The 11922-nt window shown below is 72.1% G+C and carries 13 protein-coding genes; 2 read left to right on the forward strand and 11 right to left on the reverse strand.

Annotated features, from left to right (window positions below; translation table 11 throughout):
* Positions 1 to 2 precede the first annotated feature (2 nt).
* From AB0L91_RS02125 to AB0L91_RS02165, 9 genes are all read right to left on the reverse strand, one after another.
* Positions 3 to 1202 (reverse strand): crosslink repair DNA glycosylase YcaQ family protein, encoded by a 1200-nt coding sequence (locus AB0L91_RS02125; protein WP_365006919.1) that lies wholly within the window; start codon positions 1200 to 1202, stop codon positions 3 to 5.
* A gap of 40 nt (positions 1203 to 1242) precedes the next feature.
* Complete coding sequence (locus AB0L91_RS02130; protein WP_365006920.1) at positions 1243 to 2268, reverse strand: hypothetical protein; 1026 nt, start codon at positions 2266 to 2268, stop codon at positions 1243 to 1245.
* Positions 2261 to 3481 carry an ATP-binding protein gene (locus AB0L91_RS02135; RefSeq protein ID WP_365006921.1) on the reverse strand — a complete coding sequence of 407 codons (1221 nt, stop codon included), beginning with the start codon at positions 3479 to 3481 and terminating at the stop codon, positions 2261 to 2263. The genes AB0L91_RS02130 and AB0L91_RS02135 overlap by 8 nt, the downstream gene beginning before the upstream one ends.
* Complete coding sequence (locus tag AB0L91_RS02140) at positions 3478 to 4152, reverse strand: response regulator transcription factor (protein WP_365006922.1); 675 nt, start codon at positions 4150 to 4152, stop codon at positions 3478 to 3480. Before AB0L91_RS02140 ends, AB0L91_RS02135 begins: the two co-directional genes overlap by 4 nt.
* A gap of 133 nt (positions 4153 to 4285) precedes the next feature.
* Positions 4286 to 5344 carry an aldehyde reductase gene (locus AB0L91_RS02145; RefSeq protein WP_365006923.1) on the reverse strand — a complete coding sequence of 353 codons (1059 nt, stop codon included), beginning with the start codon at positions 5342 to 5344 and terminating at the stop codon, positions 4286 to 4288.
* 92 nt (positions 5345 to 5436) lie between these two features.
* The gene (locus tag AB0L91_RS02150) at positions 5437 to 5889 is read right to left on the reverse strand and encodes a flavodoxin family protein (RefSeq protein ID WP_365006924.1); all 453 of its coding nucleotides are present in this window, start codon (positions 5887 to 5889) and stop codon (positions 5437 to 5439) included.
* 3 nt (positions 5890 to 5892) lie between these two features.
* On the reverse strand, positions 5893 to 6390 hold the full coding sequence (locus AB0L91_RS02155; RefSeq protein WP_357344588.1) for a hypothetical protein: 498 nt from the start codon (positions 6388 to 6390) through the stop codon (positions 5893 to 5895).
* On the reverse strand, positions 6387 to 7133 hold the full coding sequence (gene dapB / locus AB0L91_RS02160) for a 4-hydroxy-tetrahydrodipicolinate reductase (RefSeq protein ID WP_218717779.1): 747 nt from the start codon (positions 7131 to 7133) through the stop codon (positions 6387 to 6389). Before dapB ends, AB0L91_RS02155 begins: the two co-directional genes overlap by 4 nt.
* 74 nt (positions 7134 to 7207) lie before the next feature.
* Positions 7208 to 8314: an alcohol dehydrogenase catalytic domain-containing protein gene (locus tag AB0L91_RS02165; RefSeq protein WP_365006925.1), complete on the reverse strand. Its 1107-nt coding sequence runs from the start codon at positions 8312 to 8314 to the stop codon at positions 7208 to 7210.
* A 134-nt stretch (positions 8315 to 8448) separates the two neighbouring features.
* On the opposite strand from AB0L91_RS02165, the gene AB0L91_RS02170 reads away from it, so the two are divergent.
* Positions 8449 to 8844 carry a VOC family protein gene (locus AB0L91_RS02170; protein ID WP_365011144.1) on the forward strand — a complete coding sequence of 132 codons (396 nt, stop codon included), beginning with the start codon at positions 8449 to 8451 and terminating at the stop codon, positions 8842 to 8844.
* Here the strand turns inward: AB0L91_RS02170 and AB0L91_RS02175 are convergent.
* A complete protein-coding gene (locus AB0L91_RS02175; protein ID WP_355277775.1) occupies positions 8841 to 10046 on the reverse strand; it encodes an MFS transporter in 1206 nt (401 codons plus the stop codon). The two genes, AB0L91_RS02170 and AB0L91_RS02175, sit on opposite strands and share 4 nt — an antisense overlap.
* Positions 10047 to 10138: 92 nt before the next feature.
* Between AB0L91_RS02175 and AB0L91_RS02180 the strand changes: the two genes are divergently transcribed.
* On the forward strand, positions 10139 to 10471 hold the full coding sequence (locus tag AB0L91_RS02180; RefSeq protein WP_365006926.1) for a helix-turn-helix domain-containing protein: 333 nt from the start codon (positions 10139 to 10141) through the stop codon (positions 10469 to 10471).
* Positions 10472 to 10475: 4 nt separating this feature from the next.
* Here the strand turns inward: AB0L91_RS02180 and AB0L91_RS02185 are convergent, their stop codons facing one another.
* Positions 10476 to 11915 (reverse strand): tetratricopeptide repeat protein, encoded by a 1440-nt coding sequence (locus tag AB0L91_RS02185; protein ID WP_365006927.1) that lies wholly within the window; start codon positions 11913 to 11915, stop codon positions 10476 to 10478.
* Positions 11916 to 11922: the final 7 nt, after the last annotated feature.

Below are 11922 nucleotides of genomic sequence, written 5' to 3' on the forward strand. Positions count from 1 at the left end.
GGTCACAGCAGCGGGGCGAGGTCGCCCCGCTCGCCGATGACGACCTCGTCGAGTTCGAGCCAGTCGGCCATCTCCCGCAGCGCGCCGCGCAGCGCGTGCGCGGTCTCGGCCGTCGCGTAGCCCGGCTCGGCGAACGCGCCGGGCGCGAGCAGCCTGCCGCTGCCCCGCTCGGCGCGCAGGTCGACGCGGCCGACCAGGACGCCGTCGAGCAGGAACGGGAAGACGTAATAGCCGTGCACCCGTTGGGGTTCGGGCGTGTAGATCTCGATGCGGTAGTGGAAGTCGAAGATCCGCTGGGTGCGCGGGCGGAAGAAGATCAGCGGGTCGAACGGGCACAGCAGGGCTGCGCCGGTGATCCGGCGCGGGGTGCTCGCCTCCGGGTGCAGGTAGGCGGGCGCGTCCCAGCCCGCGACCTCGACCGGGAGCAGTTCGCCCGCGTCGACGAGATCGGCGATCGCGGGGGCGCTCTGGCGCCGGTTCAGCCGGTAGTAGTCGCGCAGGTCGGTCTCGGTGCCGATGCCCAGCGCCCGGCTCGAGCGGCGCAGCAGTTCGCGCACGGCGTCGTCCTCGCCGATCTCGCGGTCGAGGACGTCGGCCGGGACGACGCGTTCGGTCAGGTCGTACTGGCGGGTGAAGCCCGCCCGGCGCGCGATGGACAGTTCTCCCGCGGCGAAGAGCTGTTCGCACACCATCTTGGTGTCGCTGAGATTCCACCAGGTGCCCTTGGGGCGGGGCTTGTCCAGCTCCAGGTGGCGTTCGATCTCGCCCGCGCTGGACGCGCCGACCTCGGTGACGACATCGAGGATGTCCTTGCCCAGGGTCGGATTCCGCTCGACGACCTTGCGCATCCCCGACCAGCGCCCGTGCCGGTACTCGGCCATCCGCCAGCGCAGCAGCGGCCAATCCGCGACCGGGATCAGCGCCGCCTCGTGCGCCCAGTACTCGACCAGGCCACGGCGGGCGCGCGGGCTGTCGCTCCACGCCGCCTGCTCGAGCAGGGCGCGGTCGTAGGGACCGATCCGGCTGAATACCGGCGCGTAGTGCGCCCGGACCACCGCCGACACCGAATCCAGTTGCAGCAGACGGGTTCTGGCGACGACATCGAGGACGGCCCGCCGGTTCGGGTTGGCCGGGCGACGTTTGCCGAAACCCTGCGCGGCCAGCGCGATCCGCCGGGCCGTCGCCGCATTCATCCGCTGCATTCCCTCAGCCTGGCACAGGGGTACGACAGATCGGCGCGGCTCAGGTGGAGACCCGCACGACCCCCGCGGTATCGATCTCGGTGCGCCGGTCGCCGGTCGCGGCGGCGGCCAGCACGGTCGCCACCCAGCGCCGCCCGATCGGCAGCACCCGCACGGTGACCGTGCCCTCCTGCGCCGCGTCGAGCGCCTCGATGGCGGCGTCGATCACGTTGTGGCGCACCCAGGTCGGCACGCCGCGGAAGCCGCCGTCGTCGAGCAGGGTCACCTCGACACCGCGCGCCCTGGCGCCGCGCGCGGCGGCGCTGAGCTGTTCGGTGACCAGTTCGGGAGCCCGCAGTCCGTCGCGCAGTTCGGCTTCGAGCAGCCGGCACTGTTCGCGTTCGCCGTCGGTGAGGTGGGCGCCCTCGGCGATGCGCGCGAGGATCGGCCGGGCGCGCAGCTCGAGCCGGGTCAGCTGCCGGTCGCGTTCGGCGCTCGCGGCGGACAGCGCCGCCTCGGTCGCCGCGCGCCGGTTGGCCTGGCCGCGCAGCTCGCGCAACGAACGCTGGGTGGGCCGCACGATCGCCATGAACACCGTCACCACGCCGACGGTGGCGACCGGGGTCAGCGCCCGCACGACCGTCTCCGGATGCCAGGTGGTGAACACGCCCATGGTGACGAGCACGGTCGCCGCGGCGGCGACGCCGAGCCAGGCCGACAGGATGCGTCCGCGCAGCACCAGCATGGCCAGCAGGTACGAGGTCGGGTAGGCGGTCCACAGCTGGTGCGAGAAGCCGGTGGGGTTCTCGATCCACGGCACCGTCAGCGCCATCGCGGCCGGTCCGGCGCAGGCGACGTAGGCGGTGGCGGGCCACGGCAGCGGATCCACCGGGAAGACCAGCACCACCAGCGCGGCGACGGCCATCAGCACCAGCGCGACGGCCGCCGGGATCGGCGGCACGATGTCGAAGTTCACCCGCAGATACATGACGATGGTGGCCTCGAAGATCACCACGAACAGCCAGGCCATGCCGTCGCTGAGGCCGAACAGGTCACGCATGCCGAACGGCAGGTCGCGCTCAGCCATGACTGCCCCACACCAGCGTCACCACGGTGCCGGCGCCGGGCGCGGACTCGACGAAGGCCGCCCCGCCGGGCAGGGTGCGCATCCGGCCGAGGATGCTGCCCGCGATGCCCATCCGGTCGGCGGGCACCCGGGCCGGGTCGAAGCCGGCGCCGTCGTCGGAGAGCACCACCTTGATGCCGCCGGTCGCCACGGTGACGGCCACGTCACGCCGCACCCGCCTGCCCGCGACCTCCGCGTGCCGCACGCTGTTGCGCACGGCCTCGCTCAGCGCCGCGCCCAGCACCTGCGCCGACTCCAGCGGCAGGCACAGGTCCGCGCCGCGCCGCGCCGCCTGGACCGGGATCTCGGCATCGACCTCGTGCACCGCGGCCCGCAGGAACTCCACCGCGGCGGCCGCGTCGAGATGATCGAGTTCCGGTGCGCTGCGCGCCTGTTCGAGCTGTTCGAGGGTGCGGGTCGCCTGGGCGGACAGGGCCGCGGTGGAGCCGGCCGTGCGGGAGGCCTCGAGCAGGGTCGACAGCACCGCGTCGTGGATGAGCGCGGCGAACCGGGCGGCCTCGCGTTCGCGGGCCGCCGTCGCCGCGACCGTCGCCGCCCGCGAGCGCTGCCGGACCGCTTCCTTGTCGACCCGTTCGGCGGCGGTGCGCGCGTAGACCACGCACCACAGGAACAGCGCCGCCACGCCCAACGCCCTGGTGACATCGCCGAACAGCGCCCACGCAGAACTGTCCGGCACCACCGCGGCATTGGACGCGCTCGTCGCCACCGCGAGCACCGCAGCGAAGCACGACGCCGTGCGGACCGACCAGGCCAGCCCGCCCGCCATCACCCCGAGGACCAGCCCGCGATACGGCCACGACGCGAACGACCCGACGGTCACCACGGAGTACACCAGCGGCGTCGTCACCGTCGCCACCAGATAGCAGATCGCGGCCGCCGCGGCGACCCGGCGGATCGCGGTGACCGGCCCGCGCGCCGACACCACGGCCAGCGGCGCGAAGAACAGATACGCGGCCACCAGATGCACCTCGGGCCACACCGAGCGGTTGATCGGCTGGATCAGCACGGCGGGCAGTTCGAGGGCCATCACGATGATCGCGCCGACGCCGATCACCACGCCGAGCCTGCGCAGGATCTGGTCGGTCGCCGCCCGGGAGAGCTCGGTGTCCACCGCGACGGGCCCGGCTGCCGGGCGGACCGCGGTGGCGGTCACGGGCGCTGCTGACGTTCCGGCACGGGCAGCCAGCCGTCCTCGACGGCCCGTTTGTACAGGTCGGTCTTGGTGGGGGCGGGCCTGCCCGCGTCGGCGTACTTCTGCCGGATGCGGCCGAGATAGTCGTTGACGGTCTGCTCGGACAGGCCGGTCAGCCGGGCCACCCGCGACGCCTTCTCCCCCGAGGCGTACAGCATGAGCACTTCTTCCTGGCGCGGGCTGAGGCCGACGTCGGACAGCTGCGGGTCACCGTCGATCGCGGCGGCCCAGTCGGTGGTGACGACCTGTTCCCCGGAGGCGGCCCGGCGCACCGCGGCGACCACGGTCGCCACGCTCTCGGACTTGCGCAGCACCCCGAGCACGCCCGCCTTGGCCGCCGACCGCACCAGGAACGCGTTGTCGGCGCCGGTGAACACCAGCACCTCGATGCCGCGTTCGCGCAGCGTGGTGACGTTGTCCTCGGGGGTCGAGCCGTCGGGCAGGCGCAGGTCGAGCACGACCAGGTCCAGGGCGTCGTCGGCGGCGAGCAGCCCGGCGACGGTGTCGGCGGTGGCGACCAGGTCCAGATCGGGTTCGGGCCCGAGCATGGCGGCCAGCCCGATCGCGACGGACTCGTGGTCCTCGACCAGCCCGATCCGCCGTACCACCGGAGTCTGCTGCAACTCGCTCACCGACCACTCCCCATCCTCGAACACCCTTCGCGGCCAGCCCGCGACCCGTCGGTGTCGAGTTCTACCGCATCCGGCGCCCGCGTGTCAGCCCACCAGAATTCGGGGCCGTGGCGATTCGCCCCGGTCGGCCCGCTCAGGCGGTCCGGCGACGCCGCGTCCACCGGCGCGGCGCCGGCGCCGTGACGATGCCGTGGGTGAGCAGGCTTTCCGCGGTGTCGAGCACCGATTGCCGGACGGGCAGGAAGGTGAGTCCGAGCTCGGCTCTCGCCTTCTGCGCGCTGACCCGCTCCCGCGTGCCGAGCGCGGGGACCACACGCTTGACGGTGTCGTCGGTCAGCGCGGCGAGCTTCACCAGCCAGTGGGGCAGCGTGCGCGACGGCACGGTGAAACCGCGCGGGCCGAATTCCGCGGCGAGGATGCCCGCCATCTCCCGCATCCAGACGTGCTCTCCCCCACAGATATAGCGCTGCCCGCCCGCCTCGGGGGTCTCCAGGGCGAGGCGATGGGCACGCGCGAGATCGCGGACGTCGACGGTGGACCATCCCACATCGAGCGACCCCGGCACCGTGCGGCCGAGCAGCCGGATCACCGGCTCGTGGGAGATGTTGGTCTGCGGGTGCAGCAGCGGCCCCAGGATCATCGGCGGGTGCAGGGTGACCAGGTCGAACCCGAGCGACGGCGCCCCGTCGACGAACTCGCGCGCGGCACGCTCGGCGAGCGCCTTGCTCCTGTCGTATCCGGTGAGCCGGTCGGGGTTCGAGAAGTCCTGTTCGGTGAACACCTTGTCCACGTCGTGGCCCAGGTTGACGGTCACGATCGACGAGGTGAGCACGACGCGGCGCACGGTCGGGTTCGCGGCGGCGGCCCGCAGCACCCGCAGGGTGCCCTCGACGGCGGCCTCGACCATGGCCTGCTCGGATTCCTCGCCGCCGCCGGGGATCGGCGAGGCCACGTGCAGCACGTAGTCGCAGTCCTTCACCGCGACGTCCCAGCCGTCGTCGGCGGTCAGGTCCGCCTGCACGAACTCCACCGTGCCGCCGAGCCGGTCGGCGAGCTTCACCAGATGCGTGCGCCGGCCGACCGCGTCGAGATCCCGCACGGTCGCCCTGACCCGATAGCCGTGTTCGAGCAACTCCCGGACACAGTGCCCGGCGACGAATCCCGTCGCACCGGTCACCAAGACGATCGCCATGGCCGATTCCCTTGTAGCTCAGAGGGATTCGACCCCCACCCCGTTGTTTCGAGGCGGAGTCTACTGTTCGCGACCGTGCTGCGCGCGGTGGCTCACTCCATCAGCTGCGCGGCGACCGTGGCGCCGAGATTCCAGCAGGCTTCGAGGTCGGACTTGGCCGGCGCGCCCGAGACCACCACGTAGTCGGCGGCCTTCACCCAGCCGAGTCCGGTGGTGATGGCGGTGACGCCCTTCTCCGCGCCTTCGGTGCCCTCGTTGCCGTGGACGTAGAGCCCGAACGGCCTGCCCCGCGTCGAATCGAGGCAGGGGTAGTAGACGGTGTCGAAGGCGTGCTTGAGCGCGCCGCTCATGTAGCCGAGGTTGGCCGGGGTGCCGAGCAGGTAGCCGTCGGCCTCGAGCACGTCGACCGCGGTGACGGCCAGCGCGGCCCGGCGCACCACCTCCACGCCCTCGATCTCGGGATCGGTGGCGCCGGACACGACCGCTTCGAACATCGCCTGCGTGTGCGGCGACGGGGTGTGGTGCACGAGCAGCAACCTGGCCACGGTCTAGTCCTCGCGTTCCAGTTTTTCCAGGGCCACCGCGCGGCGCATGGTCTCGCGGGCCCTGGTGCGGTCGCCCGCGTAGTCGTAGGCGCGGGCCAGCCGGTAGGAGGAGCGCCAATTGTCCGGATCGGCTTCCCATTCGGCCTTGATCCGCTCGAACAGCGCGTCGGCGGCGGCCCGCTCGATACGGCCCGACGGCCGTCGCGGCAGCTCCGAGGTGTCGACCTCGAGGCCCTCCTCGTCGATCCGGCGGGCCAGGCGCTGGTGCGCGAACGCCGCCTGCAGCGTCGCCCCCACGATCCACACGCCGACGATCGGCAGCAGCAGCATGCCGATGCCGATCGCGATCCCCGCGAACCCGCCGTCGGCGATGTAGGCGATGGCGAGTCCGCCGAGGCGGAGGAAGTAGTAGCCCAGCGCCAGCACCAGGAACGCCACCAGCGCGACGATCTTCACGACCTGACGGTCGGGTCGCCACGCGGCGGGTTCGGACGCGTTCACAGATCCAGGAACGGGTCGAGTCCGACCGTCAGACCCGGACGTCCGGCGATCTCGCGCACTCCCAGCAGCACGCCCGGTGCGAAGGAGTTGCGGTCGATGGAATCGTGGCGGATGGTCAGCGTCTCGCCCTGGGTGCCGAACAGCACCTCCTGGTGCGCGACCAGGCCGGCCAGCCGTACCGAATGCACCCGCACCCCGTCGACGTCGGCGCCGCGGGCACCCTCGAGCTCGGTGGTGGTGGCATCGGGGCTCAGGCCGACGCCCGCCTCGGCGCGGGCCGCGGCGATCAGCCCGGCGGTGCGGTAGGCGGTGCCCGAGGGCGCGTCGGCCTTGTTCGGATGGTGCAGCTCGATGACCTCGACCGACTCGAAGAACCGCGCCGCCTGCTCGGCGAACCGCATCGACAGCACCGCGCCGATCGCGAAGTTCGGCGCGATCAGCACGCCGACCTCGGGCCGCTGGGCCAGCTGGCCCCGCACCTCGGCCAGGCGGACCTCGTCGAAGCCGGTGGTGCCGACGACCGCGTGGATCCCGTTCTCGATCAGGAACTTCAGGTTGCCCATCACCACATCGGGATGGGTGAAATCGACGACCACCTGGGTGCCGGTCTCGGTGAACGTCTCCAGCGCGTCACCCTTGTCGACCTGGGCGACCAGCTCCAGATCGGCCGCCGCCTCCACGGCCGCGCAGATGGCCTGTCCGACCTTGCCACGTGCTCCGAGCACTCCGACCCGAATGGTCACCCGTATCTCCTCGTGTCTCGCTTCGCCCTTACCGGCCAGCCTATCGAGCAGCGACGGGTGACCCGGCGCCGAGGTCAGTCGAACACGATCACCTGGCGCAGCGCCGCGCCCGCCGCGAGCTCGTCCATCGCCGCGTTGACCTGGTCGAGCCCGATCCGGGCCGACACCAGCCGTTCCAGCGGGAGCGTGCCCGCGCGCCACCGGCGGACGTATTCGGGGATGTCCCGCTCGGGCACGGCCGAGCCGAGGTAGCTGCCGACGATGGTGCGGCCCTGCGCGACGAGCGCCAGCGGCGAGATGGTCGCGGTGGCGTCGGGGGCGGGCAGGCCGACCGTCACCGTGACGCCACCGGCCGCCGTGGCGGCGACGGCGGTCTCGAACGCGCGCACATTGCCCGCGGCCTCGACGACCACCTCCGCCTGGACCCCCCGCTCGGCGATCTCCCCCGGCGTGAATGCCGCGGTCGCTCCGAATTCCTTTGCCAGCGACAGCTTTTCGGGGACGGTGTCGACGGCGATCACCTCACCGAGGCCGAGCGAGACGGCGACGAGCACCGCGGCCATGCCGACGCCGCCGAGCCCGACGACCATGATCCGATCGTCCTTGCCCGGCTTCGCGGCATTGAGCAGCGCGCCGCCGCCGGTGAGCACCGCGCAGCCGAGCACCGCGGCGACCTCCGGCGGCACGTCGGCGTCGACCGGGACCACCGACCGCCGGTCGACGACGGCGTGCGTGGCGAAACCGGACACGCCCAGGTGGTGGTGCACCTCGGCGCCGTCGCGCCGCAGCCTGCGGCCACCGCCGAGCAGTTCACCGGCGTTGTTGGCGACGCTGCCCGGCGCGCACGGGGTGCGGCCGTTGCTCGCGCAGCCGGCGCACTCACCGCAGCGCGGCAGGAACGTCATCACGACCCGCTGCCCCACCGCCACATCGGTGACACCGTCGCCGACCGCCTCGATCAGGCCCGCCGCCTCGTGCCCGAGCAGCATCGGCACCGGCCGCACCCGGTTGCCGTCGACGACCGACAGATCGGAGTGGCACAGCCCCGCCGCCTCGATCCGCACCAGCAGCTCCCCGGGGCCCGGCGCGGCCAGCTCGAGCTCGCACACGGTGATCGGCCGCGACTCGGCGAACGGCGCGGGCGCGGCGATGCGTTCCAGGACGGCTCCACGAATCCTCATGTGCGCGACGCTACCCCGCGCGACCATTGCACGATCCGGGATCGGTGGCTAATCTCGTTCGCGGTGATGGTGCTCCTGTCGGCCGCCTCGTACCGTGCCCAGGGTCGGCGCCATCACGAACAAGGAGAAATCCACTGTCAGTGCAGTTCAATCACACCATTGTCGGATGTCACGATAATCGGGAAACCGCCGAATTCTGGGCGGATCTCCTCGGGTTGGACGTAGGGAAAGAGTGGGGGCCGTTCATTCCGGTCCCCGTCGCCAATGGCGTCACCTTCGATTTCGCGAAGGTGCCTCCGCATGTTTCCGAAATCCAGCCGCAGCATTACGCATTCCTCGTCTCGGAATCCGAATTCGATGCTGCCTACGCCAAGATCCAGCGCTACCGGATGGATCATTGGGCCGACCCGATGCAACACGGGGTCAACGAGATCAATCACAACGACGGTGGCCGCGGGGTCTATTTCCTCGACCCCAACGGCCACTTCATGGAGTTGATCACCGTGCCGTACGGCGGCTGGCCCGCCTAGTGCGCACGCGCTGCTCGGGTTCCCCGGAGCCCGAGCAGCGCGGCCAGCACGCAGGCCACCGAGACCAGCACGATGAACCACGGGAAGACCGTCGACAGGCCCCAGGTGGTGGCCGCCCAGCCCGCGGCCAGGGTCGGCAGCGCCATCGCGGAGTAGGCCAGCAGGTAGTAGGCCGACATGGTCTCGCCTCGGCGGTGCGGCGGAACGACTTCCGACAGATGCCGCAGCGAACCACCGAAGCCGAGGCCGAAGGTCGCGCCGAGCACCAGCCCGGCCACGATGACGACGGCGGGCTGCTTGGTGGCCAGCGCCGGGATGGTGGCCAGCAGCGCGGCGGCCATGCCGAGATCACCGATGACGGCGGCGCGACGCGCCGGAATCCGCGACGCGAACAGCTGCGCCAGCGCGGCGGCGAGCGCGGTGCTCGCCACGACGACGCCACCGAAGACCAGGTTGTGCACGCCGGTCTCCGCCGCGGCCAGCGAGGGGTACAGCGACAGCAGGACGCCCAGCACCGACCAGGCCGCCATCACGCCGATCGCGGAGAACCAGAAATCGGCCCTGATCTCGTGCGGCACCGCCGGTTTCGCGATCGTGATGCGCGATTTCACCCGCGCGGTGTGTGGCTCGCGCACGGCCAGGATGCCCGCGCCCGCGACCAGGCAGACCGCCGCGATCACGACGTAGGGCGTGCGCAGCGGCGACGGCGCGTACTGCGCGAGCACCGCGGTGCCCAGCACCGCGACCGCGATCCCGACATTGAACGCCACCCCGCTGAGCTGGCCCGACCGGGCACCGTGCGTCGGCCGCAGATCGAGCAGGGCCGCGGCGCCCGCCACGACGGTCGCACCGACCGCGGCGCCGTGCAAGGCCCTGGCCAGCAACAGCATCGGCACGGAATCGGCCAGCAGGAACACCACCAGGCCGAGGATCATCGTCGCGAAGGCGGCCACCATGACCGGCTTGCGGCCGACCACATCGGAGATCCGGCCCGAGACCAGCACCGCGCCGAGCGCGGCCACCGCGTACACGGCGAACACCATGGTCGTGGTGAGCGGCGAGAAGTGCCACTCGGTCTGATAGATGCCGTAGAGCGGCGCGGGCGCGCCGGAGACACCGAGCGCGACCGCGCTGGCGGCGAGGACGAGTCCGTACGCCCACCGCTTCCCCGACTCGACCGGAGCGATCGTCGTCGCCACCATGGCAGCCCCTATCAGCAGAGTTTGATCACCATCGAACGACGTCGACCCTACGCCTAGTATGATGAGTATCAAACCCCCGAGTGAGGTAGATCATGACACAGGCTAACGGCCTTCCCCCGGCGCCGACCCTGCCGGTCGCCGGGCTCCCCACTGTCCTGAGCGCCTTGCACGATCCGGTCCGCCTCGAGATGGTTCGCCGCATGGCCAACGCGGGCGCCCCGGTGCGCTGCTCGGCGCTCTACGACGCGATCAACAAATCCACCGCGACCCACCACTTCAAGATCCTGCGCGAGGCGGGCCTGATCGAGCGCCTGACCATCGACGGCCAGACCTATCAGCGCCTGCGCGCCGAGGCCGTGGAGGACGCCGTCCCCGGCCTGCTGCCCGCCGTCGTGGCCGCCGCCAATCAGGCGGCGCTGGACTGAGGTCCTACGGCTGGTCCGCCCGGGACTCGAGCGCCCCGCTCGGCGGGGGACCGGCGGGCATCATCACCAGTTCGTGCCCGCGCACCTCGCCGCCGGCGATCTCGCCGCCACCCCACCACACGGCGGCACCGGCCGCGACCAGCAGGGCCAGGACCGTCGCCACGATCAGGGGGACGCGGCGATAGCCCGTCCGGTCCCGCGCCATCGCGAGGACGCCCTCTAGCACGATGGTGCCCAGCACGATGCCGAGTACCGCGAGCAGCACGCCGAATGTCACCGGCTGCCGCGCCCATCCGCGTCCCAGCCCGGCGATGACGAGCAGCGGCACGCCGAGCAGCGCCGAGCCGACCAGCATTCCCAGCGCGAAATCGAAGCCGTCCTCGGCCTCGGGATCGTCGCGTCCCGGCCGCTGCCAGGCGGTGAACAGCAGCAGGTGACCGACCGCCGCCCCGAGCGCGCCGAGCACCACGCACCACCCGCCCAGCCGGACGAGCTCGACGTACTGCGATCGCAGGGCGACCGCGCCGATATCGGCGACCACGCCGGCACCGCCGACCGAGACCAGGGCGAACAGCGGCCGGGGCCGCAGCACCCTGGCCCGCAGATACCCGGCGGGCAGCTGCCTGCGAAGCTTGCGGAACACCCCGAACCAGGCCAGCGGCAACGCGGCGAACAGCACCGGCGACAGCACGCGCAGCCCGCTCGCGGGGATCCACATCGTGGCGAAGGCGAGGCCCGCCGCGAACACCCAGACCCAGGTGGCCAACCGCATCAGCGCCCGCCAGTGCACTTCGGCGAGCAGCCTGCGGGCCGTGGGATCGGTGGGCGTGCGCGCGAGGAGCCCGCGCAGAATGGCCACCGCCCCGGCCCGGCCCTCGACGCCTTCGAACTCCAGCCTGGCCTGCAGGTTCAGCAGGTCGGTATGCGTCGGGTCGACGGCGAGCCCGGCCGCCACGTGTCTGCGGACCGCGTCCTGGTCGGTGAGCCGCTGGTAGATCTCGGCCGCCGCGCAGTGCACATCGGCGTCGTCGGGTGCGAGCTCGACCGCTTCGGCCAGCACGGCCCGTGCCCGCGCCGGGTCGGGTTCGGGGCCGTAGGCGAGCAGCCAGGCCAGCATCAGCAGCGTCGGCGCGCTGTGCGGACTCAGCCGCACCGCGGTCTCGAGATGGCGCAGGGCGCGGTGCGGATCGTCGAGGTGTACCGCGGCCATCCCGACCACCAGGTGGGCGTCGGGAAGGTCGGGATCGGCGACGATCGCCTGCCCCGCCCACCGCGACGCCTCGGCGGGATCGCCCAGGTCGAGCGCGATATTCCCCAGTGCCACCAGCACTTCCGGATCGTCGGGCGCGGTCGCCAGCGCCGTGCCGAGGATCCGCCGCGCTTCCTCGATCCGGCCGAGTTCCCTGGCCACCCGTGCGCGTTCGATCGCCGCCTGTACCGGCACGGCCTCT

It is taken from the genome of Nocardia sp. NPDC051833, from assembly GCF_040681225.1.
GTDB lineage: Bacteria > Actinomycetota > Actinomycetes > Mycobacteriales > Mycobacteriaceae > Nocardia.

Coding starts and splice junctions, on each gene's coding strand:
- AB0L91_RS02175 (WP_355277775.1), bottom strand. CDS start 10,046: ATGGTGGCGACGACGATCGCTCCGGTCGAGTCGGGGAAGCGGTGGGCG.
- AB0L91_RS02180 (WP_365006926.1), top strand. CDS start 10,139: ATGACACAGGCTAACGGCCTTCCCCCGGCGCCGACCCTGCCGGTCGCC.
- AB0L91_RS02145 (WP_365006923.1), bottom strand. CDS start 5,344: ATGGCGATCGTCTTGGTGACCGGTGCGACGGGATTCGTCGCCGGGCAC.
- AB0L91_RS02125 (WP_365006919.1), bottom strand. CDS start 1,202: ATGCAGCGGATGAATGCGGCGACGGCCCGGCGGATCGCGCTGGCCGCG.
- AB0L91_RS02130 (WP_365006920.1), bottom strand. CDS start 2,268: ATGGCTGAGCGCGACCTGCCGTTCGGCATGCGTGACCTGTTCGGCCTC.
- AB0L91_RS02165 (WP_365006925.1), bottom strand. CDS start 8,314: ATGAGGATTCGTGGAGCCGTCCTGGAACGCATCGCCGCGCCCGCGCCG.